This is a genomic window from Streptomyces sp. NPDC088194, assembly GCF_040702025.1.
In the GTDB taxonomy this organism is placed as follows: Bacteria; Actinomycetota; Actinomycetes; order Streptomycetales; family Streptomycetaceae; genus Actinacidiphila.
Genome location: NZ_JBFBIV010000112.1, coordinates 1 through 22,761, shown reverse-complemented (window position 1 = coordinate 22,761; position 22,761 = coordinate 1). Strand labels below are relative to the sequence as shown.

Below are 22,761 nucleotides of genomic sequence, written 5' to 3'. Positions count from 1 at the left end.
CTTCAACGACGGCGCCTTCGACGTCCTCAAGGACAAGAGCACCGCGGAGAGCGCGCTGATCCGGCTGGAGCACGGCGCGCCCGTCCGCGATCGCGGCCCTGCTCGGCCGGCCCGCCTTCCACGCGCTGGTGCACGTACGGCGCCTGGCCGCGAACGGACGGGTCGCGGTGCCCCCGCCGGCCACCGGCCGGGCACCGGTGCCCGCGCCCGCCTGGTTCAGGGACATCGCCCACGACGCGGACGCGGCGCTGCTGCGCCGGCTCCGCGACGCCTTGGAGCACCTGTGAGGCGCGCCCTGCGGCAGCGGGCCGAACGGGCCGGACGAAGGAGACTCATGGCGCACGAAGCCGAAGTACGCGACGAGCTGGGCCGGTTGCTGGCCCGGCTGCCCGATGCGACCGGCGTGCTCGCGTCCACCGTGGACGGGCTGCTGATCGCCCACGAGGCCCCGGACACGCCCGCCGAGACGCTCGCGGCGCTCAGCTCCGCCGGGTTCGGCATCGGGCTGCGGCTGTCGGACGCGGCCGGCGGCCACTCCTTCCGCGAGCTGCTGGTACGGGGCGAGCACGGCTACGTCGCGCTGTACGCCGCGGGACCGGCCTGCGTACTGACCGTCCTGGCCGGACCGCGGATCAACGTGGGCCGGCTCCATATGGAGGCCCGCCGGTCCAGCGCCTACCTCGCGCACCTGCTCGACGGCGCCGCCGACGACAGGGAGGACGCCTGAACCCATGACCGAACGTCCGCCGCGGGCGCGCAGCGCCCACGCCAGAACCCCCCGCACCACCACCCGACCGCCGGGCACGCCGGCACCCGTGAAAGGAAGCAGCCACGCCATGGCCAACACCGAAACCGCCCTCAAGGACGCGATGACCTCGATCGAGGGCGCCATCGGCGTCGCCCTCGTCGACTACACCAGCGGCATGGCCCTGGGCACGATCGGCGGCGGGAAGGACCTCGACCTCACCGTGGCCGCCGCGGGCAACACCGACGTGGTCCGCGCCAAGGCCCGCACCATGGAACTGCTCGGCCTCAAGGACGAGATCGAGGACATCCTCATCACCCTCGGCACGCAGTACCACCTGATCCGCCTGCTCACCGGGCGCGGCAAGAGCGGGCTGTTCCTCTACCTCGCCCTGGACAAGCAGCGGGCGAACCTGGCGATGGCCCGGCACCAGCTCAAGCGGATCGAGAACGACCTGGAGGTCTGACCACCCTCCCGCCCCGGCCTTCCCCCGCCAGCCGCCAGCCGCCAGCCGCCCGCCGCCAGCCGCCCGCCGCCCGGCCTTCCCGGACCCGCCACCGGTTTCCCCCGCTCGCTCCCGCCCGTCTCCCTCGGCCCCGGACCGCCCCCGGGGCCGGCGGAGAAGTGCAGTGACGTTTCGGCGGCCCGACCGTACAGTGTTCGCACGCTGACGTGGGGGAGATCCGATGATCACCGAACCCGAGGAGTCCTGGGAGGCCGAAGAAGGCGACAGCGCCTACGGGCGGCCCCACGCCGACGATGCACGCCCCGCACTCAACGGCCCCCGAGGTGGCGGCGATTGGGGCGAGGGAAGCGGCCGGCGAGCCCTGCTGCCGGGCCCGCGGCCCGAGGTGATGGCGGGCCTGCCGCCGCGACCCAGCCCGCTCGGGAAGCTGCCGGGGTGGCTGCGGGGCGCCCTCGGCGGCGTGCTCGTCGCCTCGCTGGCCGGTGCGGCCCTCGCCTACGCGGGCGTGCTGCCGCAGCGCCACCGCGGACCCGACATGCACGGCTACCGGATAGGGCAGAACCCCTGCACGGCCTACGCGTTCGACGCGTTCGGCACGGCCGTCAAGTCGACCGACAGCGGGGTGTGGCCCGCGGTCTTCGAGCACACCGCGCGGCTGGACCGCGCCCAGTGCGGCTTCGTCGCCCAAGGCACCCCCACCCAGGGCACGAAGACCTCGTACACCGTCCAGGTCGACGTCACCCTGCACCGCTACTCCGACCCGGCGGCGGAGTTCGACGCGGAGCGGTCGGTGGACCCGTCGAACCTGCGGGTCACCACCCGCACCCGCGCCGTGCCCCGACTCGGCGACAAGGCGTACCTCCTCAGCTTCGACGACCCCACCCGCATACTCGAAGTCCTCAGCGGCGGCGCGGTGATCACGCTCCGGCTGGAGTCGACGACCACCGCCTACGGCACCGGCCCGGACACCGAGCCGCCCGACCTGCCCGACCTCGACCGCCTCACCCCGTCGCTCGCCGCCGCGGCCCGCGCGATCATGACCACGATGGCGTCGTAGCACCTCCCCGGCAGGCGCCGAACGGAGCAACTCCCGTCAGCCGGCGGCGGGTTGCCCCGCGGTCCGCCGCCCCGCGTGCCCCGCGCCCGCCGCCGCGCCCGTGCCGTTGTCCGCGTCGGCCGTCGCGCCCGGCGGGTCGTCGTCCGGCGGGGAGGGGGCGTCGTCGTCCGGCGGGGACGGGGCGTCCAGGCTGGCCCAGATGCACTTCCCGCTCTCGGTGTAGCGGGTGCCCCACTGCCCGGCCATCATCGCCACGAGCTGGAGGCCGCGGCCGAACTCGTCGTCCAGCAGCGGGTGCCGCACCCGCGGCGTGGCCTGCGACCCGTCGTACACCTCGCAGATCAGCGCGTGCTCGATCCGCAGCAGCCGCAGCCGTACGAAACCGGCGTCGGCGTCCTGGGCGGCAGGACCGTCGTCCAGGCCGAGGCCGATCTTCAGGTTCAGCCCGCTGTCGAGGCCGAGGTCGCTGAGGTCGCCGAGGTCTCCCAGGTCGGCGTCCTCGTCGGAGTCGCCGTCCGCCGCCTCCTCGGTGTCGGGGACCAGCCCGACGGCGTGCCGCACGGTGTTGCCGATCAGCTCGCTGACGATGAGGGTGGCCGTGTCGGCGAGGTCGTCCAGGTGCCATGCGGCCAGTTCCGCGGCGGTCAGGTCCCGGGCCCGACCCGCGGACTCCGGCGCCCACGGCAGGTCCCAGGCGGCCATCCGGTTCGCGGGCACCCGGCCGGTGCTCAGCGCCAGCAGCACCGCGTCGTCCTGGCGGCACGGGTCCGGCGGCAGTTGCGCCACCACCGCGTCGCACATCGTGGCCAGCCAGTGCTCGGCGCGCTCGCCGCCGACCGGCACCGGCGCGGTGCCGGCGTACCGGGCGACGGCGTCGGTCAGCCGCTCGGCGTCCGGCGCCTGCGAGCCGAGCAGCCCGTCGGTGTACAGCACCAGGACGGTGCCCTCGGCGAAGACCGTCTCGGTGACCTGTGCGGGCACCTGGGCCATGCCCAGCGGCGGCCCGCTGGGGATGGTCAGCCGGTGCGCGGTCCCGCCGGGCTCCAGGGCGATCGGCGGGGCGTGGCCGGCGCTGGCGATGCTGCACGCACCGGAGGTCGGGTCGTACAGCGCGAGCAGGCAGGTCGCGCACACCACCGGGTCGTCGACGCGCGGGGCCAGCCGGACCACCACGTCGTTGAGGTGCGCCATGATCTCGTCCACCGGCATGTCCAGGGCGGCGACGGTCAGCGCCGCGTGCCGGATGATGCCCATCGCGATCGCCTGTTCCAGGCCGTGGCCCATCACGTCGCCGATCACCGCCAGCGTCCGCCCGCCCGACAGCGCGATGGTGTCGTACCAGTCGCCGCCGAGTTCCTGGCCGTCGGCGGTGCGGTAGCGGGCGACCGCGCGCAGGCCGACGGTGTCGGGCAGCCGGCCGGGCAGCAACTCCTGCTGGAGGCGCTCGGCGCGGTGCCGCGCGCTCTCGTAGAGCCGGGCGTTGCCGAGCGCCTGGGCGATGATGACGCCGACGGTGCCCAGCAGCGTCTTGTCGTCCTCGGTGAAGCGGCGCGGCGCGCTCCAGCCGATGACGCACGACCCGACCCGGCGGTCACCGACGGCCAGCGGCAGCACCGCCCACGCGCCGACACCGTCCAGCTCGGCCAGCCTGTTGAGCAGCCACGACGGTGTGCCGGGGCGCTCCTCGCGGTCGGTGGTCGCCCCGGTGAACCGGTCGGCGCGGGAGATGAACCGGGGCTGGTCGGTGACGCCCTCCGCGCCCACCGCGCCCCCCAGGCCCAGGTCGGCCGCGCCCTGCGCGCCTCCCCAGTACCCCGCGTGTTCCGCCCCTGCGTCGGCCTCCGCCCCTGCCCCGGTATCCGCTTCGGCGCCCGTCTCCGCGTCCGCCTCCGCTTCGGCGCCCGTCTCCGCGTCCGCCTCCGCCGCGGCGCCCGTCTCCGCGCCCGCCTCCGTTCCGGTCTCCGCCCCTTCCGCGGGCTGCTGCCGCGCGGTCTGCCGCAACTGCAGGGCGTGCAACTCCTCGACCAGGGCGGGGGAGAAGCCGATGTCGCCGATCAGCCGGGGCACGGACCCGGTCAGGTCGTGGACCACCAGGCCGTCGGCGTGCACCAGCGGCAGCACGTGCTGCACGACCGCCGCGACCACGTCCTGGGTGTTGAGCGCGCGGACCAGCGCCGCGTTGAGGTCCGCGACCTGCCGGCCGCGTTCGGCGGCGGCCTGCTCCGCGCGCCGCCGCTCGGTCGTGTCGGACATCTGGATCGACATGAAGCCGCCGATCTCCACCGCCTTGACCAGGTACGACGCCGTGCCGCGCGGAGCCGGGTGCTCGACGTCCACCTCCAGCGTGGCCGAGGAGCCGGGCGCGGCCCTGGCCCGGTCGAGGAGTTCCGGCAGCCCGCGCTCGCGCAGCAGCGGTTCGGTCTCCCACGGGGTGCGGCCGGTGACGTCTCCGCCGCCGCCGAGTTGGCGTGCGGCCCGGTTCGCCCACTGCACCCGGTTGTCGGCGGCCACCACGAAGATCGGGTCCGGGTTCAGCTCCAGCAGCCCGGCGAGCCACTCCAACTGGCTGCGACGCGCGGTGATGTTCCACACGGTGCCGACCATCCGCACCGGGCGGCCGCTGTCGTCGCGCTCGATCGCGGCCCGCAGCTCCAGCCAGTTGACCCGTCCCGCGTCGTCCAGGACGCGGTGCTCCACCGCGTACGGCCGGCCGTACGTCAGCGACTCCTCGATCGCCTCCTGCACCCCCGGCCGGTCGTCGGGGTGGATGCGCTCCATCCAGCTCTCGATCCGGTGGTCCCAGGCGTCCGGGTCGAGGCCGGCCAACTCCACCATGCCCTCGGTGACTTCGTCGATGTCGAGCAGGCCGGTGTCCAGATCCCAGCTCCACGTCCCGACGCTGATCTGCCGCATCACCTGCCCGCCGACGCCCTGCGGCTCCTGCCACCACGGCGTGGTGCCGCTGCGCCACCGCCGGGCGACCGGCAGCCGCACGCCCACCAGCGCCGCCACCTCGGCGAGGAACCGTCTGCGGTCGGGCGCGGGCTCCCGCTCGGCGAGCACCGACAGCACGCCCACGGGGGAGCCGTCCACCAGGATCGGCGCGGACAGCAGCCCGCACGCGCGCAGCCCGGGCGGCACCCCGTCCGGCCTCCGCCCGCCTGCACCGGACCCGCCTGCCTCCGACCCGCCTGCCTCCGACCCGCCGGGCTCGGCCCGCGCGGTACCGGGGTGCCCCGGGGCGGCGTGGTGCGGGTCGTCGGGCCAGCGCGGCGACCACTGCACCTGCCGCCGGTCCATCGCGCGTACGGGGGCCAGCCGGTGGTCGTCGACCCGCTCCCAGGCGCGGGCCACCGGGTCGGGTACGCCGCCGGCCGCCGCCAGGCGCAGCGTGTCGTGCTCGCGGCCGGCGAGGTGCGCCAGGCCGCCGAGCCCGCCCAGCGCCGCGACGCACTGCTGCACCGCGAGCCGCAGGACGTCCGCTTCGCCCAGCCCTTCCGCGGCGTCCAGCACCGCCAGCCGCAGCGCGTCGGTGGCACCGGCCGGTGCGACGTCGCCGCCGTGTCCGGGACCGCTCATCGCCACACCCGCCTCAGCTTCCTCGGAACCGCCGCGCCCGGCGTCCGGCACCGGGGCCGTTCCGCCGCTGCTGGTCACGTTACGTGGCGGCCGCTGTATTCTCGCGCCACACGCGGCGCCCGCGGGGCCGGAGAGGTGGCCGTACCCCCTCCCGCCGCTCACCGCGCGCGCCGGCTCGCGTCGCAGGTCGGCGCGGTGCACGCGGGGCCGCAGGACGCCGCGCGGGCCGCGGCGGGCCGCACGGGAGCGCGCCCCGCGCCGCGCCCGCGCGCGCCCCGCGGCACCTGGGCCATCCGGCGGAAAGGCGCCCCGACCGCCCGGCGGTCGGGGCGCCTTCCGGCGTGATGTCCGGCGGAGCCGCTACGCGCCGCCCGGGTTCCCCAGCGTCAGGGTCCAGGACGTCGGCGCGGGGTCCTGGAGGTGGCCGTCGACCGGGGCCGCGCCGGTCGGGCCGACGTCGTCGTACGGGAAGGCGTAGCCGATCGAGGCGTACTGGTGGACCAGCCGGGCGTAGTGGTTGGTCACCGGGTCCTGGTAGTACGCCGACGGGGTGACGCCGTCGGGCTGGTTGTCGCCGCCGGCGACCAGCAGCGAACTGCGGTTGAGGGCGGCGGCCAGGCGGGCCGCGACCGCGCCGCGGGCGTCCGAGCCGGAGTTGTACAGCGGCCCGCTGGCGCAGCCGAAGATGTCCACGGCGCTGGGCCGGGTGAACGGCACCCCGTCGTCGTCCAGGCCGCCGAAGACGAACGCGTCGCCGGACACCGTGCCGGAGTAAGTGCCCGAGCTGCCCTGGGCGTTGACGGTCAGCGGGGTCGAGGCGTAGTGGCTCCAGACCGCGTCGAGATAGGGGTCCCAGTAGCCGCCGAAGTCGGTCGGGGAGTGGGCCGGGGCGAGCACCCGCAGCGGCGCACCGGCGGAGTTGGTGGCGACGAGCTGGTCCCAGGGGGCGCCGTCGGAGGCGTGCTGGGCCTGCAACCCGGAGATGATGGAGGCGAGCGCGCCGTCCGGCAGCGGGCTCACCGACTGGTTGCCGCTCGCGCCGGTGGTGGCCATCGCGATCGGCAGGGCCACCATGTCCACGTAGCTGATGTTGGCGTAGAGGTTGGCGCTGTTGTAGGTGAACTCGGCGAACGTCCACTGGGTCTGCCAGTTGGGGTCGGAACTGGTGAACCCGGGCTGGACCAGGCCCGGTACGGTGCCCGGGTTGGCGAAGAACTGGATGCGGTCGCCGATCGAGAACCAGACCCGCCCGCTGATCACGTACTCCTGGAGCGTGACCGTGGTCGCGGCCGAGCCCGAACCGCCCAGCTGGATCGCGTAGTCGGGGATGGGGGTGACCGGCGACGAGGGGTTGGGCAGCCGGTTGAAGGCGCCGTCGGCGGTGACGAAGCCCGGCCAGCCGGAGTCGTCGGCGCCGCTGATGTAGGCGTACACGGTGTCGCTGCCCGAGGTGTTCGCGAGCGAGACCGGCAGCGAGACGCCGGCGGCGGACGCGCGGGGCGCGAGGACGGCGAAGCCCGCCGCTGAACTCGCCGCCGCGGCAAGGCCGGTGGTGCCGACCGCCTTGACGAAGGATCGTCGAGAGAGCACGTACTCCTCCTGCGGGATGGGGGGCGCGGGTGGTGCGGCCGCACCACCGGCGTACCCGTCGGTAGGAATGTGGTCCTCCACTATTGGCCTGAACCAAGTCCCGGGACAAGGGGGTTGGGCGATCACATGCGAGCTCGGCGGGCTCCAGGGGAGGAGCCCACCGAGTCGTCACATCAGCCACACCGAACCCACATCTCCCGGGCGGAGGTGCGGTGCCGGCTGCCGCTACTGCGAGACGCGCACGTAGTCGACCAGCATCTTCTGCGGGAAGACGGAGGTGGCGTCCGGGGCGCCGGGCCAGTCACCGCCCACCGCGTTGTTGAGGATGATGTAGAACGGGTGGTCGTAGATCCACGGGCCCCTGGTCTGCTCCAGGTTGGCCTTGTCCACGGTGAAGAAGGCGTTGCCGTCCACCGAGAACGTCATGTGCCCGGAGTCCCAGTCCAGCGCGTAGGTGTGGAAGTCGGTGGAGAAGTCGCTGCCGGCCACGGTGTACGGCGAGCCGTCGCCGTTGCCGCCGTTGTAGGCGGGCGCGTGCAGCGTGGAGTACACCGCGTCCGGCACGCTGCCGACGTGCTCCATGATGTCGATCTCACCGCACTGCGGCCACGGCGTGCCGGTCTTGAAGTTCGAGCCCAGTAGCCAGAACGCCGGCCACAGGCCCTGCGTGCCGCTCACCTTGATCCGGGCCTCCACGTGCCCGTAGGTGAAGTTGAAGTGGTCCGAGGTGTTGATCCGGCCCGAGGTGTACCCGGTCGAGGTCTTGTCCGCCTCGATCACCAGGTTTCCGTTGCCGTCCATCTTGGTGTTGTCGCCGTCGGTGTACGTCTCCAGCTCGCCGTTCTGCCCGTTGCCGGGGTCCTGGCTCCACTTCGAGGAGTCCGGCTCGCTGCCCGCCGCGCCGTTGAACTCGTCGTCGAAGACGACCTTCTCCGGGTTGCCCGGGTTCGGCGGCGCGGCCGGCGGTGCCGTCGGGTCGCCGCCGGTGCCGTACACGTCGAAGTCGTACAGCGAGTAGCCGTAGCCGTTGCTGCGCGCGGTGCCGTACATCCGCACGTAGCGGCCGGTGCCGTCGACGTTCAGGGTCTCCTTGAACCCCTTGCCGCTGGTGGTCGAGTAGACGCTCGTCCAGTTGGTGCCGTCGGCGGAGGTCTGGATCTGGTACGACGTCGCGTACGCCGGGTCCCACTGCAGGACCACCTGGGTGATGTGCGCGGTCGCGCCCAGGTCCACCTGTATCCAGCCGGGGTCCACCCAGCCGGTGGTGTCACTGGTCGCCCAGCGGGTGGCCGGGTCGTGGTCGAACGCCTTCGCCGGGGTGCAGCCGCCGCAGTTCGCGTCGTCCTGGTACGAGGAGGCGGTGGCCGGCTTGCCGTACGACAGCAGTGTCGCGTCGCCGGGCGGGGGAGTGGTGCCCCCGTCGCCGCCGTCACCGCCGCCCGTGGTGCCGCCGCTGCCGCCGCTGCCGCCGGTGAACACCTGGAACTCCCACAGCGAGTAGCCGTACTGCGTGGCCCGCTGGGTGCCGTACATCCGCACGTAGCGGCCGGTGCCCGACAGCGTGATCAGCTCGGTCGCGCCCGGGCCGGTGGTGGTCGAGTACACGCTCGTCCAGTCCTGGCCGTTCGCCGAGACCTGGATCTGGTACGCCTTCGCGTACGCCGTCTCCCAGTTCAGCTGCACCCCGCAGATCGGCTGGGACGACCCGAGGTCGACCTGGAGCCACTGCGGGTCGGCGGCGGCGCTGGACCAGCGGGTGCCGTTGTCGCCGTCCACCGCGGCCGAGGCCGGGGTGCCGGCGTTCTCCGTCGAGGAGGCGGTGGCGGTCTTGTGCAGCGCCGCGTTGGTGGTGGAGCACGCGGCGTTGGTGCTGCCCGCGCTGCCGTACACCTGGAACTCCCACAGGGACACGCCGTACTGGGTGGCGCGCTGCGTCGTATACAGCCGGACATAGCGCCCGGAACCGTTTACGGAAACGGTCTCCGTGCCGCCCTTGCCGGTCGTGGTCGAGTGGACGCTCGTCCAGGTGGTGCCGTCGGTGGAGGTCTGGATCTGGTACGCCGTCGCGTACGCGGTCTCCCAGTCGAGGGTGACCGAGTCGAGCGTCGAGGTGGTGCCGAGGTCGACCTGGAGCCACTGCGGGTCGGCGGCGGCGCTGGACCAGCGGGTGCCGTTGTCGCCATCCACCGCGGCCGAGGCCGGGGTGCCGGCGTTCTCCGTCGAGGAGGCGGTGGCCGCCTTCCCCTGCGACAGCAGCGTGCTCGCCGCGCGGGCCGGCGTCTGGGTGATCACCAGCGCGAACGCGGCGACCAGGGCCGCGACACACGCGTAGATGAGGGAGTGGGAAAAACGTCTGGGGGTGGGGCCGGGCAGATGTGGGGGGTTGCCAGTCACGACCTTCTCCTGGATGTCGCGGGCGAGAGAGCGCTCTCTGAATGCTGTGATGATTACGGCGCTGTTGCTGACCCGTCAAGAAAGTGAACGAGATTGGTGCCGTGGGGCGTTGATGCGTCCAAGACCTTGACGCGGGCGGGTGCCCGACCGTCATGGCGTGCCACGCGGGCGGGTGCCCGACCGTCATGGCGTGCCCGGGGCGGCCGCGGGCGCCGGTGCCGCCCGCGCGCCATGACGTGCCCCGGTAAAGATCGACCCTAGGCTGACTCGGGAGTAGTGAGATCGCCGAGAGCGGGAAAGGGCACGGGATGCCCGACGTACCAGAACCGATGGTGAAGCTGGTCCGCTGGACCGCGGAGCCGGTGGCCAACCAGATCGTCCGGTCCACGGCCGCGGCCGTCATCTCCTACCTCGCCGCGGTCTGGCTGCTGCCGCAGCCGGTCCCGCTGACCGCGCCGCTCACCGCGCTGCTCGTGGTCCAGGTGACCCTTTACTCCACGTTCATAACGGGGATCAGGCGGGTCAACGCCGTCGTGATCGGCGTGGTCATCGCGATCGCCTTCAGCTCGCTGGTCGGCCTGCGCTGGTGGAGCCTCGGTCTGATCATCCTCACCGCGCTGCTGGTCGGGCGGGTGGTGCGGGTGGGCGAGTTCGAGGCGGAGGTGGCGATCTCCGCGATGCTGGTGCTCGGCGTGACCAAGGTGGGCAGCGCCGCGTGGGACCGGATCTACGAGACGCTGATCGGCGCCGCGGTCGGCCTGCTGTTCAACCTGCTCTTCGCCCCGCCGGTGTGGGTGCAGTCCGCGGGCGGGTCGATCGAGGAGATGGCCCACCGGATGGGCCGGCTCTTCCGCGACATCGGCGGGCAGGTGGCCGGGCACCTGCCGGTCGAGCGCGCCGCGGCCCGGCTGCACGAGGCACGCGGGGTCGACCACGACATCACCGAGGTGGACGCGTCGCTGCGGCAGGCCGAGGACAGCCTGCGGTTCAACCCCCGGGTGCGCGAGGGGCTGCTGTCCCGGGTGGTGCTGCGCACCGGCCTGGACACCCTGGAGATCTGCGCGGTGGTGCTGCGGGTGCTCTCGCGCACGCTCACCGACCTCGCCAAGGAACGCACCGGCGAACCGCTCTTCCCCGAGGAGATCGGCCGGGAGCTGGAGCAGCTCTTCGACCATGTGGCGGGCGCCATCGAGAGCTTCGCGGTGCTGATCACCACTCAGGTCTCGGCGAACGCGCAGACCGCCGAGGAGCGCCTCGCGGAGGCGCTCCTCGATGCCTCGCGGGTCCGCGACCGGGTGGCGGACCTGCTGCTGGCCGGGGTGCAGTCGCATCCGCGGCAGTGGCAGCTGCACGGGGCGCTGCTCGCGGAGGTGGACCGCATCCTGGACGAACTCGCCGTGGAGAAGCGCTCCGAGCGGCTGGTGGAGGAGCTGGACCGGCAGTCCACCGAGATGAGCGAGCGGCACCCTCGGCTGGCCATGATGCGGCGCCGGCTCAGCGGAACGAGCGCGGTGCAGCGCGCGTCGGCTCCGGTGAAGGCCGCGTTCCGCAGGCAGTTCGGCTCCGACGACTGAGCTGCTCTGATGGCTGATCGGCTCCGACATCCGATCGGTGACGACGTCTGACGGGTTCGGACGGCTGATCGGGTCCGGCGGCTGAGGGGCGTGTCCCCGGCCTTCTTCCCCGCGGGCGTGTTCGGGGCCGCCGCCGTCCGTCCCCTCGGCGCTCCCCGCCCGGCAGGCGCACGGCTTCGTATCCATGCCGCGCTTCCGGCCGGGGCGCCGGGGCCGGAAGCGGGCCGTTGCTGGGCCGGTGGGGGCGGTCGCGGGAGCGGGTCCGCGCTGACGGTTCAACTTCCGTTGGCCGCGCGCGAATCGGTGCTGTCACAAGGATAGACGGCGCCGTAGCGCGTCTGTAACACTCTGCCAGCACGTACGCAAAATATTCGCAGATCGACGATTGATCTGCATGGGCACAGTGCAACTTCAATGGCTCGATCCGCATGTTTCGGATTGTGCAGTCAGTGAGTCTCCTCCATCCGGACCACGACACAGAGGGACGCCATGAGACCCAAGCGCTCCATTCCACGGCTGGTTGCGGGGGTGACCGCGGCCGGCCTGCTCCTGCTGGGCGTGCAGGCCATCCCCGCCACCGCCGCGGGGGGATCGAACGCGGTGGCGGGCAAGTCCGCCGCGGCCAGCAGTACCGACGGGAGCAACACCGCCGCCCACCTGAACGACGGCAACCAGGGCACGTACTGGGAGAGTTCGGGCAAGACTCTTCCGCAGTGGGCCCAGATCGACCTCGGCAAGGACAAGGTCGTCGACCAGATCCAGCTCAAGGTGCCCGCCTCCTGGAGCAAGCGCAGCGAGACCATGTCGCTCCAGGGCAGCGAGGACGGGGTCAGCTTCGCGACCCTGGTCAGCTCCGCGAAGTACACCTTCGACCCGGGCAAGGCCAACACCGTCAAGGTGTCCTTCCCGGCGCAGAAGGCCCGTTACGTGCGGGCCGAGGTCTCGGCGAACACGGCCGGAAAGACCGCGCAGCTCTCGGAGTTGACCGCGGTGGCCGCGGCCGCCTCCACGGACAACCTCGCCGCGGGCCGCCCGACCGCCGAGTCGAGCCACAACGACGTCTACCCGTCCGGCAACGCCGTCGACGGCAACGCGAACACCTACTGGGAGAGCGCCAACAACGCCTTCCCGCAGTGGCTCCGGGTGGACCTCGGCAGCGCGGTCCCGGTGAACAAGGTCGTGCTGAAGCTGCCCCCGGCCACCTCATGGGCCGCCCGCACCGAGACGCTCGCGGTGCAGGGCAGCACGGACGGCAACACCTTCTCCGACATCGTCGCCTCGGCCGGGTACGCCTTCGACCCGGCCAGCGGCAACACGGTGACGATCACCTTCAACTCGACCACGACCCGCTACGTCCGGCTGAACGTCACCGGCAACACCGGCTGGGCCGCGGGCCAGATCTCCGAGTTCGAGGTGTACGGGCCGACCACCGGCGACACCCAGGCGCCCTCCGCGCCGACCGGCCTCGCCTACACGCAGCCGGCTTCCGGCCAGGTCAAGCTGACCTGGAGCGCTTCCACCGACAACGTCGGTGTCACCGGGTACGACATCTACGCCAACGGCACCCTGCGCAGCTCGGTGGCCGGCAACGTGCTGACGTACACCGACAGCCAGCCCGACACCGCCACCGTGACGTACACCGTCAAGGCGCACGACGCGGCCGGCAACCAGTCCGCGGCCAGCAACAGCGTGACGCGCACCGGCACCTCGGGCGACACCCAGCCGCCGTCGGCGCCGACCAACCTGGCCTACACGCTGCCGGCTTCCGGCCAGATCAAGCTGACCTGGAGCGCGGCGAGCGACAACGTCGCCGTCACCGGCTACGAGGTGTTCCGCAACGGCACCAAGGCCGCCACCACCGCGGGCGACACCCTCAGCTACACCGACAGCCAGCCGGACACCGCCACCGTCACCTACTTCGTGCGGGCCGTGGACGCCGCCGGCAACGAGTCGGCGAACAGCAACACGGTGACCCGCAACGGCACTTCACCGCCCACCGGCGGCACCAACCAGGCCGTCGGCAAGCCGATCACGGCCTCCTCCACGGTGCAGAACTTCGTCGCCACGAACGCCAACGACGACGACGTGACCACCTACTGGGAGGGCACCGGCACCAGCTCGCTGACGATCAAGCTCGGTGCGAACGTGGACACCAGCCAGGTCGTGGTGAAGCTCAACCCGTCCTCCGCCTGGGGCGCGCGCACCCAGACCATCGAGGTCGACGGCCGCGAGCAGTCCGCGACCGACTTCAGCCAGATCTCGGCGGCCAAGCAGTACAGCTTCGACCCGGCCACCGGCAACAGCGTGACCATCCCGGTCACCGCGCGGGTCGCCGACGTGCGGCTGACCTTCAGCAACAACTCCGGTGCGGGCGGCGGCCAGGCGGCCGAGGTCCAGGTCATCGGGGTGCCCGGGCCCAACCCGGACCTGACGGTGAGCACGCTGACCGCGTCTCCGGCCGCCCCGGTGGAGACCGACCCGATCACGCTGACGTCGACGGTGAAGAACATCGGCACCAACGCCTCACCGGCCACCAACGTCAACTTCTACCTGGGCACCACCAAGGTCGGCACCGCGAGTGTCGGCGCCCTGGCGGCCGGCGGCAGCACCAGCGTCTCGGCGAACATCGGCGCCGAGAACTCCGGCAGCTACCAGCTCACCGCGAAGGTCGACGAGGCCAACCTGGTGATCGAGCAGAACAAGACCAACAACACCTACACCGCGCCGAGTCCGCTGGTGGTCAAGCCGGTCGACAGCTCCGACCTGGTGCCGGTGACCGCCTGGTCGCCGGGCAACCCGTCGGCGGGCCAGAACACCAACTTCACGGTGGCGATCAAGAACCAGGGCACGGTGGCCTCGGCCTCCGGCGCGCACGCCGTCACGGTGTCGGTGATCGACGCGGCCAGCGGCAACGTGGTGAAGACCCTCACCGGCTCCTACAGCGGCGCGATCGCCGTCGGCGCCACCACCGCCCCGGTGAACGTGGGCAGTTGGACGGCCGTCAACGGCAAGTACACGGTGAAGACGGTCGTCGCGGTCGACGCCAACGAGGTGTCGATCAAGCAGGCCAACAACACCGACAACCAGTCCTTCTTCGTGGGCCGCGGCGCCAACATGCCGTATGACGCCTACGAGGCGGAGGACGGCTCGGTGGGCGGCGGCGCGACGGTCCTCGGGCCGAACCGCACCATCGGCGACCCGGCCGGCGAGGCGTCCGGCCGGCAGGCCGTGCACCTGGCCGGCAACGGCCAGTACGTGCAGTGGACCACCCGCGCGGACACCAACACGCTGGTCACCCGCTTCAACATCCCCGACGGCACCGACTCCACCACGCTGGACGTCTACGTCGACGGGACCCTGCTGAAGACGATCAGCCTGAGCTCGAAGTACGAGTGGCTGTACGGCGACGAGGCGAGCCCCACCAAGTCGCCCGGCTCCGGCGGCCCGCGGCACATCTACGACGAGGCGAACCTGCTGCTCGGCACCACCGTGCCGGCCGGTCACACCATCAGGTTGCAGAAGGACGCGGCGAACACCGCGGCCTACTACAACATCGACTACATCGACCTGGAGCAGGTCACCGCGACGCCGAACCCCGACGCGACGAAGTACGTCGTGCCGGCCGGCTTCACCCAGCAGGACGTGCAGAACGCGCTGGACACCGCGCGGCAGGACACCACCAAGCTCGGTGTCTACCTGCCCGCCGGCACCTACCAGGTGTCCAGCAAGTTCAACGTCTACGGCCGGGCGGTCAAGGTGATCGGCGCCGGTCCGTGGTTCACGCAGTTCAGCACGCCGCAGACCCAGTCGAACACCGACGGCGGCTTCACGGTGCAGAGCACCGCGGACGGCTCGACCTTCACCGGGTTCGCCTTCTTCGGCAACTACACCAGCCGGATCGACGGCCCCGGCAAGGTCTTCGACCTCAGCGGGGTCTCCGACCTGACCATCGACAACCTGTGGGTCGAGCACATGATCTGCGGGGTGTGGGCGACGAACGTCGACGACTCGCACTTCACCAACCTGCGCATCCGTGACACCTTCGCGGACGGCATCAACCTGACCAACGGCTCCACCGGCAACACGGTCAGCAACGACGAGGCGCGGTCCACCGGCGACGACAGCTTCGCGCTGTTCCCGGCCATCGACAACCACAACGAGCAGGAGACCGGCAACACCTTCTCCAACCTCAGCGTGCAGACGGTGTGGCGGGCCGCGGGCCTGGCGGTCTACGGCGGTGGCGGCAACACCTTCAGCAACCTCTACATCGCCGACAGCCTCACCTACCCGGGTGTGACGATCGGTTCGCTGGCCTTCGGCGGCATCCCCGCCCTGGGCTTCGAGTCGTCGCCGACGACGAACCTCTCCAACATCACGCTGGCCAGGGACGGCGGCCACTTCTGGGGCGCGCAGACCTTCCCGGCGCTGTGGATCTACTCGGCGGAGTTCAAGTTGCAGGGCCTGCGGCTCAGCAACATCGACATCAGCGACCCGACCTACTCCGGCGTGATGTTCCAGACCAAGTGGAACGGCAGCACGCCGCTCAACCCGATCACCGACACCACCATCACCGACCTGTCGGTGACCGGCGCGCACAAGAGCGGTGACACCTACGACGCGAAGTCCGGCTTCGGTCTGTGGGCCAACCCGCAACCGGAAGCGGGCCAGGGGCCGGCCGACGGATCGGTGACGATCAACGGACTGACCGAGAGCGACAACGCGGTGGACATCGAGAACACCACGTCCACCTTCACCATCAACGTGAACAACTGAGGCCCGCGCCCCGGCTGACGGGGTGAGAGGAGGGATCGACAGCCAGGAGAGCAGAACGCGCCCGGGGCGTGCCCGTGTCCGCACCATGGACACGGGCACGCCCTGCGTGGCGGGTGCGCGCCGGCGGCGAGGTCGGCGGGAAGAATGCGAGGGCTGCTGGAAGTTCCCTGGGGGCAAGCACCTCCGACAAGCCGCTGGAGCACTCGATGAACACCGCTGAAGTCCTCGCCGACGCCTACGGCCGTATCCAGGAGGTCGTGCACTCCGCCGTCGACGGTCTGACCGCCGAGGAGGTGGCCGTACGGCTGGACGACGAGGCCAACTCGATCGGCTGGCTGGTCTGGCACCTCGCCCGGGTCCAGGACGACCACGTCGCCGACGTGGCCGGCCGCGAACAGGTCTGGACCGCCGACGGTTGGGACAAGCGCTTCGACCTGCCCTTCCCCGCCGGCGCGATCGGCTACGGCCACAGCGCCGCGCAGTCCGGGCAGGTCGAGGTCGCCGACCCGGCCCTGCTCACCGGCTACTACGACGCCGTGCACGCGGCCACCCTCGACTACCTCGGCGGCCTGACCGACGACGACCTCGACCAGGTCGTCGACGAGCGCTGGGACCCGCCCGTCACCCTCGGGGTCCGCCTGATCAGCGTGATCGGCGACGACCTCCAGCACGCCGGCCAGGCCGCCTACATCCGGGGCATCCTGCTGCGCCGCCGCTGACCTCAACCCCGCCGTAGAGCCCGGGAATCCAGGGGAGCGCGCCTGTCGAACGCGCGCTCCCCGCACCCCCGCGACGCCCTCGAACCGCCCTGCAAGGCAGGCACCTCCGGTGCTAGAGTTACTTAACCTAAGTTAACTAACTGCTCTCCGGCTGGGGTGTGACCGCCGCATGGCGACCGAAGAAGACTCGACGACACGAATACGACGGCGTCCCCCGCGTATCGCCGCCGACCATCCGCACTACAAGTGGGTGGCCCTGTCCAACACGACCCTCGGCATGCTCATCGCCACGATCAACGCCTCGATCGTGCTCATCTCACTGCCCGCCATCTTCAACGGCATCCACCTCGACCCCCTCCAGCCCGGCAACGTCAGCTACCTGCTGTGGATGCTGATGGGCTACATGCTCGTCACCGCGGTCCTGGTGGTCACCCTCGGCCGGCTCGGCGACATCCTCGGCCGGGTGAAGATCTACAACGCGGGCTTCCTGATCTTCACCATCACCTCGGTGATCCTGTCCGTCGACCCGATGCACGGCGGCGGCGGCGCCCTGTGGCTGATCGGCTGGCGCGTCGCCCAGGCGGTCGGCGGCTCCATGCTGATGGCCAACTCGGCGGCGATCATCACCGACGCCTTCCCGGCCCGGCAGCGCGGCATGGCGCTCGGCGTGAACATGGTGGCCGGCATCGCCGGCTCCTTCATCGGCCTGGTGCTCGGCGGCCTGCTCGCCGAGTGGAACTGGCGCTCCATCTTCTGGGTGAACGTCCCGATCGGCTTGATCGGCACCGTGTGGGCCTACCGCTCCCTGCACGACACCGGCATCCGCCGCCCCGCGAAGATGGACTGGTGGGGCAACATCACCTTCGCCGTCGGCCTGACCGCGCTGCTCGCCGGCATCACCTACGGCATCCAGCCCTACGGCGGCCACACCATGGGCTGGACCAACCCGTGGGTGCTGGCCGGGCTGATCGGCGGCGTCGCGCTGATCATCGTGTTCTGCCTGATCGAGTCGCGCGTCGCCGAACCGATGTTCCCGCTCGAACTCTTCCGCAACGCCGCCTTCGCCGGCGGCAACGCGGCCACCCTGCTCGGCTCCATCGCCCGCGGCGGCCTGCAGTTCATGCTGATCATCTGGTTGCAGGGCATCTGGCTGCCGCTGCACGGCTACAACTACGCCGACACCCCGCTGTGGGCGGGCATCTACCTGCTGCCGCTGACCGTCGGCTTCCTGGCCGCCGGCCCCGTCGCGGGGGCGCTCTCCGACCGGTACGGTGCCCGGCTGTTCGCCTCCGCGGGCTTCGTGGTGATGGCCGGCTCGTTCGCCGGGCTGCTGCTCATCCCGACGAACTTCAGCTACTGGGTCTTCGCGCTCGTGGTGTTCCTCAACGGCCTCGGCGGCGGCCTGTTCGCCGCGCCCAACACCTCGATCATCATGGCGAGCGTGCCCGCGGAGTCCCGCGGCGCGGCCTCCGGCATGCGGGCGACCTTCCAGAACGCCGGCATGGTGCTGTCCATCGGCGTGTTCTTCTCGCTCATGGTGGCCGGGCTGGCCCGCTCGCTGCCGAACACCCTCAGCACCGGGCTGACCGCCCAGGGTGTGCCGGCGGCCAACGCCCACCAGGTGGCGAACCTGCCCCCGGTCGGCACCCTGTTCGCCGCGTTCCTCGGGTACAACCCGATCCAGCAACTGCTCGGCCCCGACCTGCTCGGCAAGCTGTCCAAGCAGCACGCACACACGCTCACCGGACGGGAGTTCTTCCCGCACCTGATCTCCGGGCCCTTCCACGACGGCCTGGTCGTGGTGTTCGCCCTGGCGATCGTGATGTCCTTGGTGGCGGCGGGTGCGTCCCTGATCCGCTCCCGCAAGGTCACCGAGAAGCAGGGCTGACACCGTACGGCCGAAGGAGGCGCCCCCGCCATGACCGAGCACGACGGGCGCGGGGGCGCCTCACCGGCCGCCGTCGCACTGATCGTCGCCCGCCTGTACCGCCAGCTCGCGCAGGCGTCGGCGGACGACCTCAACCTGACCTACGCGCAGCTCTCGGCACTCGCCAGGATCGAGCAGTTCGGGCCGATCCGGCTCGGCGAGCTCGCCGCGCGCGAGCAGGTCGCCGCGCCGACCCTCACGCGTACGGTGCGGCCGCTGGCCGAGGCCGGGCTGATCGGGAAGGAGCCCGACCCCAGTGACGGGCGGTCCTGGCTGGTCAGCATCCACGGAGAGGGCCGCGCCCTGCTCGACCGTATCCGGCGCGAACGGTCCGAACTCCTCGCCCGCCGCATGGGCCGGCTGACACCGGAGCAGCGGGAGACGCTCAGCGCGGCACTTCCCGTCCTGGAACTGCTCCTCACGGAAGTGGCCCCACCCGACGATCTGCCCGGCTGAGCGCCGCCAGGGACCAGCCACGGCGGACCGCAAGGTCCCTGAACGGGCAGGACGGGGCAACCCGGGGCTCAGAGCACCCGGGAACTACCCGGCTCCAAGGGAGGCGCGGAGAACCCGCAGTTGGCAGCGCACTGCGGCTCCGCGGAGTCAGCCTCACCCTCCGAGAGCGCCGTCCCGGAGGGCACGAGGAAGGCGGCGAGCGCGGCGCCGGCCGCGCACAGGCCCGCACAGATCACCATCGCCTTGCCGAAGGCGTCGTTGACTGCGTGCGGCGAGGTGTACGCCTTGTTGGACAGCCCGATGGCCAGCGGCAGGGCGGCGACGATGAGGAGCTGCGCGACCCGGGCCGCCGCGTTGTTGACGCCGCTGGCCACGCCGGCGTGGTCGACCTCGACCGACGCGAGGACGGTGGCGGTCAGCGGCGCCACGAACAGGCTCATGCCGAGCCCCTGCACCACCACCGCGGGAAGCACGTCCACCAGGTAGGAGGAGGAGCCCGGCGAGATCCGGGTGAGCAGCAGCATGCCCGCGGCGGCGAGCAGCGGCCCCACCGTGAGCGGCCGGCGCGGCCCGATCCGCTGGGCGAGCGCGCCCGCGGGCGCGGAGAGCAGCAGCATCAGCACGGTGACCGGCAGCGTCGCCAGGCCCGCGCGCAGCGCGCTGTACCCGGCGGCGATCTGCAACTGCACCGGCAGCAGGAAGAACACCCCGCCGATCGCCGCGTACAGACACAGCGTCACCAGGTTCATCGCGGTGAACAGCCGGGAGGAGAAGATGTTCAGCGGCAGCATCGGATGCTCCCTGACCCGTTCGGTGCGCAGGAACGCCACCCCGCACAGCACCCCGGCGAGTACCGGCAGCCCCACCTTCAGCGGCGAGGGATGGCTCGACGCGGTGATCAGCGCGTAGGTGATCCCGGCCAGGCACAGCGCGGCCAGTGCCGCCCCGGCGATGTCGAAGGACCCGGAGGCGGTGCGGTCGCGGCTCTCCGGCACGTGCCGCGCCGCGATCGCCACGACCACCGCGCCCAGCGGCACGTTGATGAAGAAGATCCACCGCCAGCCCGGCCCGTCCACCAGCCAGCCGCCCAGGAACGGGCCGACCGCGCCCGCCACGCCGCCCAGGCCCGACCACGCGCCGACCGCCTTCGCCCGGTCCTCCGGCCGGAACGTGGACTGCACCAGCGCGAGCGAACCGGGCGTCAGCAGCGCGCCGCCCACCCCCTGCAGGGCCCGGGAGGCGATCAGCATGGCGCTGTCCTGCGCGATCCCGCACAGCGCGGACGCCAGCGCGAACCACACCACGCCGATCGTGAACACCCGCCGCCGCCCGTACCGGTCGCCGAGCCCGCCGCCGAGCAGGATCAGCCCGGCCAGCGTCAGCAGGTAGCCGTTGACCGTCCACTGCAGGGTGGCCAGCGACGCGCCCAGGTCCTCGCCGATCCTCGGCAGCGCGATGTTGACGATGGTGCCGTCCAGCATCGCCATGCCCGAGCCGAGCACCGAACAGGCCAGCACCCACCGCCCGGTGCGGGACGCCATCCGCACCCCGTCCGATGCCGGCAGCTCTGCCGTGGCCATCGCCTCCGCCTCTCCCGCGCGCCGGGTGCGCCCACGCCGGGTGCCCACACCTGCCGAAGCGTCACCATCCTAGGGCCGCGGCGCAGATGCGGACCTTGCGGCGAGGCCGTGTCGGCACGGCGGGGCGGCCGCGTGAGAATAGGCGGGCAGGGCAGGCCACCCACCACGACAGCCAGCAGCGAGAAGGAGTGCAGGATGCCGCACGAGCGTGCCGGAACACCCGCCCGGCCGGAGGACCTGGTCGACGTACCCCGGCTGGTCACCGCGTACTACGCCCTGCACCCCGACCCGGGCGAGCCCGGGCAGCGGGTGGCGTTCGGCACCTCCGGGCACCGCGGCTCGGCGCTGGACACGGCGTTCAACGAGGACCACATCGCCGCCACCAGCCAGGCCATCTGCGAGTACCGCGCCGCGCAGGGCACCGACGGCCCGCTGTTCCTCGGCGCGGACACGCACGCGCTGTCCGAGCCCGCGCGGGTCACCGCGCTGGAGGTGTTCGCCGCGAACGACGTGACCGTCCTGATCGACGCCGCCGACGGCTTCACCCCGACCCCGGCCGTCTCGCACGCCATCCTGACGTACAACCGGGGGCGTACCACCGGTCTCGCGGACGGTGTCGTCGTCACCCCCTCGCACAACCCGCCGCGCGACGGCGGCTTCAAGTACAACCCGCCCACCGGCGGCCCGGCCGGCTCCGACGCGACCGGCTGGATTCAGGACCGCGCCAACGCGCTGATCGCGGACGGCCTGCGGGAGGTGCGCCGCATCCCCTACGCCCGGGCGCTGGCCGCCGACACCACCGGCCGCCACGACTTCCGCGGCGGGTACGTCGACGACCTGCCGCACGTCCTCGACCTGGAGGCGGTCCGCCGCGCGGGCGTGCGGATCGGCGCCGACCCGCTCGGCGGCGCCTCGGTCGGCTACTGGGGCGAGATCGCCGAACGCCACGGCCTGGACCTCACCGTGGTCAACCCGTACGCCGACCCGACCTGGCGGTTCATGACGCTCGACTGGGACGGCAAGATCCGGATGGACTGCTCCTCGCCGTACGCGATGGCGTCGCTGATCGCGCGCAAGGACGAGTACGACGTCGCCACCGGCAACGACGCGGACGCCGACCGGCACGGCATCGTCACCCCCGACGGCGGCCTGATGAACCCCAACCACTACCTGGCGGTGGCGATCGACTACCTCGCCGGGCACCGCGAGCAGTGGGGCGAGGACCTGGCGATCGGCAAGACCCTGGTCTCCTCGTCGATGATCGACAAGGTGGTGGCCGGTCTGGGCCGCACCCTCACCGAAGTCCCGGTCGGCTTCAAGTGGTTCGTGGACGGGCTGCTCGGCGGCACCCTCGCCTTCGGCGGCGAGGAGTCCGCGGGCGCGTCGTTCCTGCGCCGCGACGGCAGCGTGTGGACCACCGACAAGGACGGCATCCTGCTGGCGCTGCTCGCCGCCGAGATCACCGCGGTCACCGGCCGCAGCCCCTCGGAGCACTACGCGGACCTCACCGCGAAGTTCGGCACGCCCGCCTACGCCCGGATCGACGCGCCCGCCGACCGCGCGCAGAAGGCCGTGCTGGCCAAGCTCTCGCCCGACCAGGTGCCCGCCCGCGAACTGGCCGGCGAGCCGGTCACCGCCGTGCTCACCGAGGCGCCCGGCAACGGCGCCCCGCTCGGCGGCATCAAGGTCTGCACCGACAGCGCCTGGTTCGCCGCGCGCCCGTCGGGCACCGAGGACGTCTACAAGGTCTACGCCGAGTCGTTCCAGGGCCCGGAGCACCTGGCCCGGGTGCAGGACGAGGCCAAGGCGATGGTCTCGGGAGTGCTCGGCGGCTGACCGAGGGCTGACGGCTGACGGCTGACGGCTGAGGACGGCCGGCGGCCGTGGGACGGGGCGGCCCG

Annotated in this window: 14 protein-coding genes; 10 read left to right on the top strand and 4 right to left on the bottom strand. The window is 72.1% G+C overall.

Annotation, left to right across the window (positions count from 1 at the left end; genetic code table 11):
* The first annotated feature begins 128 nt into the window (after positions 1-128).
* The 4 genes from AB0399_RS35670 to AB0399_RS35655 all read left to right on the top strand — a co-directional run bounded on the left by AB0399_RS35670 (position 129) and on the right by AB0399_RS35655 (position 2,268).
* Positions 129-287 carry a hypothetical protein gene (locus tag AB0399_RS35670; RefSeq protein ID WP_366414123.1) on the top strand — a complete coding sequence of 53 codons (159 nt, stop codon included), beginning with the start codon at positions 129-131 and terminating at the stop codon, positions 285-287.
* 47 nt (positions 288-334) lie between these two features.
* On the top strand, positions 335-727 hold the full coding sequence (locus AB0399_RS35665; RefSeq protein WP_329371825.1) for a roadblock/LC7 domain-containing protein: 393 nt from the start codon (positions 335-337) through the stop codon (positions 725-727).
* 109 nt (positions 728-836) lie between these two features.
* Positions 837-1,211, top strand: coding sequence for a hypothetical protein (locus AB0399_RS35660; protein WP_329371827.1), 375 nt, complete (start codon positions 837-839; stop codon positions 1,209-1,211).
* A gap of 220 nt (positions 1,212-1,431) precedes the next feature.
* The gene (locus AB0399_RS35655) at positions 1,432-2,268 is read left to right on the top strand and encodes a hypothetical protein (protein WP_366414122.1); all 837 of its coding nucleotides are present in this window, start codon (positions 1,432-1,434) and stop codon (positions 2,266-2,268) included.
* A gap of 36 nt (positions 2,269-2,304) precedes the next feature.
* Here the strand turns inward: AB0399_RS35655 and AB0399_RS35650 are convergent, their stop codons facing one another.
* The 3 genes from AB0399_RS35650 to AB0399_RS35640 all read right to left on the bottom strand — a co-directional run bounded on the left by AB0399_RS35650 (position 2,305) and on the right by AB0399_RS35640 (position 9,771).
* On the bottom strand, positions 2,305-5,847 hold the full coding sequence (locus tag AB0399_RS35650; protein ID WP_366414121.1) for a SpoIIE family protein phosphatase: 3,543 nt from the start codon (positions 5,845-5,847) through the stop codon (positions 2,305-2,307).
* A gap of 360 nt (positions 5,848-6,207) precedes the next feature.
* Positions 6,208-7,437 (bottom strand): beta-1,3-glucanase family protein, encoded by a 1,230-nt coding sequence (locus AB0399_RS35645; RefSeq protein WP_329371831.1) that lies wholly within the window; start codon positions 7,435-7,437, stop codon positions 6,208-6,210.
* A 225-nt stretch (positions 7,438-7,662) separates the two neighbouring features.
* Positions 7,663-9,771 carry a discoidin domain-containing protein gene (locus AB0399_RS35640; RefSeq protein WP_329374462.1) on the bottom strand — a complete coding sequence of 703 codons (2,109 nt, stop codon included), beginning with the start codon at positions 9,769-9,771 and terminating at the stop codon, positions 7,663-7,665.
* Between the two features lie 368 nt (positions 9,772-10,139).
* On the opposite strand from AB0399_RS35640, the gene AB0399_RS35635 reads away from it, so the two are divergent.
* The 5 genes from AB0399_RS35635 to AB0399_RS35615 all read left to right on the top strand — a co-directional run bounded on the left by AB0399_RS35635 (position 10,140) and on the right by AB0399_RS35615 (position 19,280).
* Entirely contained in the window at positions 10,140-11,405 is a 1,266-nt protein-coding gene (locus AB0399_RS35635; RefSeq protein WP_366414120.1) for an aromatic acid exporter family protein, read from the top strand.
* 489 nt (positions 11,406-11,894) lie between these two features.
* Positions 11,895-16,178, top strand: a complete 4,284-nt coding sequence (locus tag AB0399_RS35630; protein WP_366414119.1) for a discoidin domain-containing protein — start codon at positions 11,895-11,897, stop codon at positions 16,176-16,178.
* Between the two features lie 206 nt (positions 16,179-16,384).
* Positions 16,385-16,897 carry a DUF664 domain-containing protein gene (locus AB0399_RS35625; protein ID WP_329371842.1) on the top strand — a complete coding sequence of 171 codons (513 nt, stop codon included), beginning with the start codon at positions 16,385-16,387 and terminating at the stop codon, positions 16,895-16,897.
* A 277-nt stretch (positions 16,898-17,174) separates the two neighbouring features.
* A complete protein-coding gene (locus tag AB0399_RS35620; RefSeq protein ID WP_329374464.1) occupies positions 17,175-18,785 on the top strand; it encodes an MFS transporter in 1,611 nt (536 codons plus the stop codon).
* A 30-nt stretch (positions 18,786-18,815) separates the two neighbouring features.
* The gene (locus AB0399_RS35615; protein ID WP_329371843.1) at positions 18,816-19,280 is read left to right on the top strand and encodes a MarR family transcriptional regulator; all 465 of its coding nucleotides are present in this window, start codon (positions 18,816-18,818) and stop codon (positions 19,278-19,280) included.
* Between the two features lie 68 nt (positions 19,281-19,348).
* On the opposite strand, the gene AB0399_RS35610 is transcribed toward AB0399_RS35615, so the two are convergent.
* Complete coding sequence (locus AB0399_RS35610) at positions 19,349-20,860, bottom strand: DHA2 family efflux MFS transporter permease subunit (RefSeq protein WP_366414118.1); 1,512 nt, start codon at positions 20,858-20,860, stop codon at positions 19,349-19,351.
* A gap of 195 nt (positions 20,861-21,055) precedes the next feature.
* Here AB0399_RS35610 and pgm point away from each other — a divergent pair, with 195 nt between their 5' ends.
* Positions 21,056-22,696 carry a phosphoglucomutase (alpha-D-glucose-1,6-bisphosphate-dependent) gene (pgm, locus tag AB0399_RS35605; protein WP_329371847.1) on the top strand — a complete coding sequence of 547 codons (1,641 nt, stop codon included), beginning with the start codon at positions 21,056-21,058 and terminating at the stop codon, positions 22,694-22,696.
* Positions 22,697-22,761 lie beyond the last annotated feature (65 nt).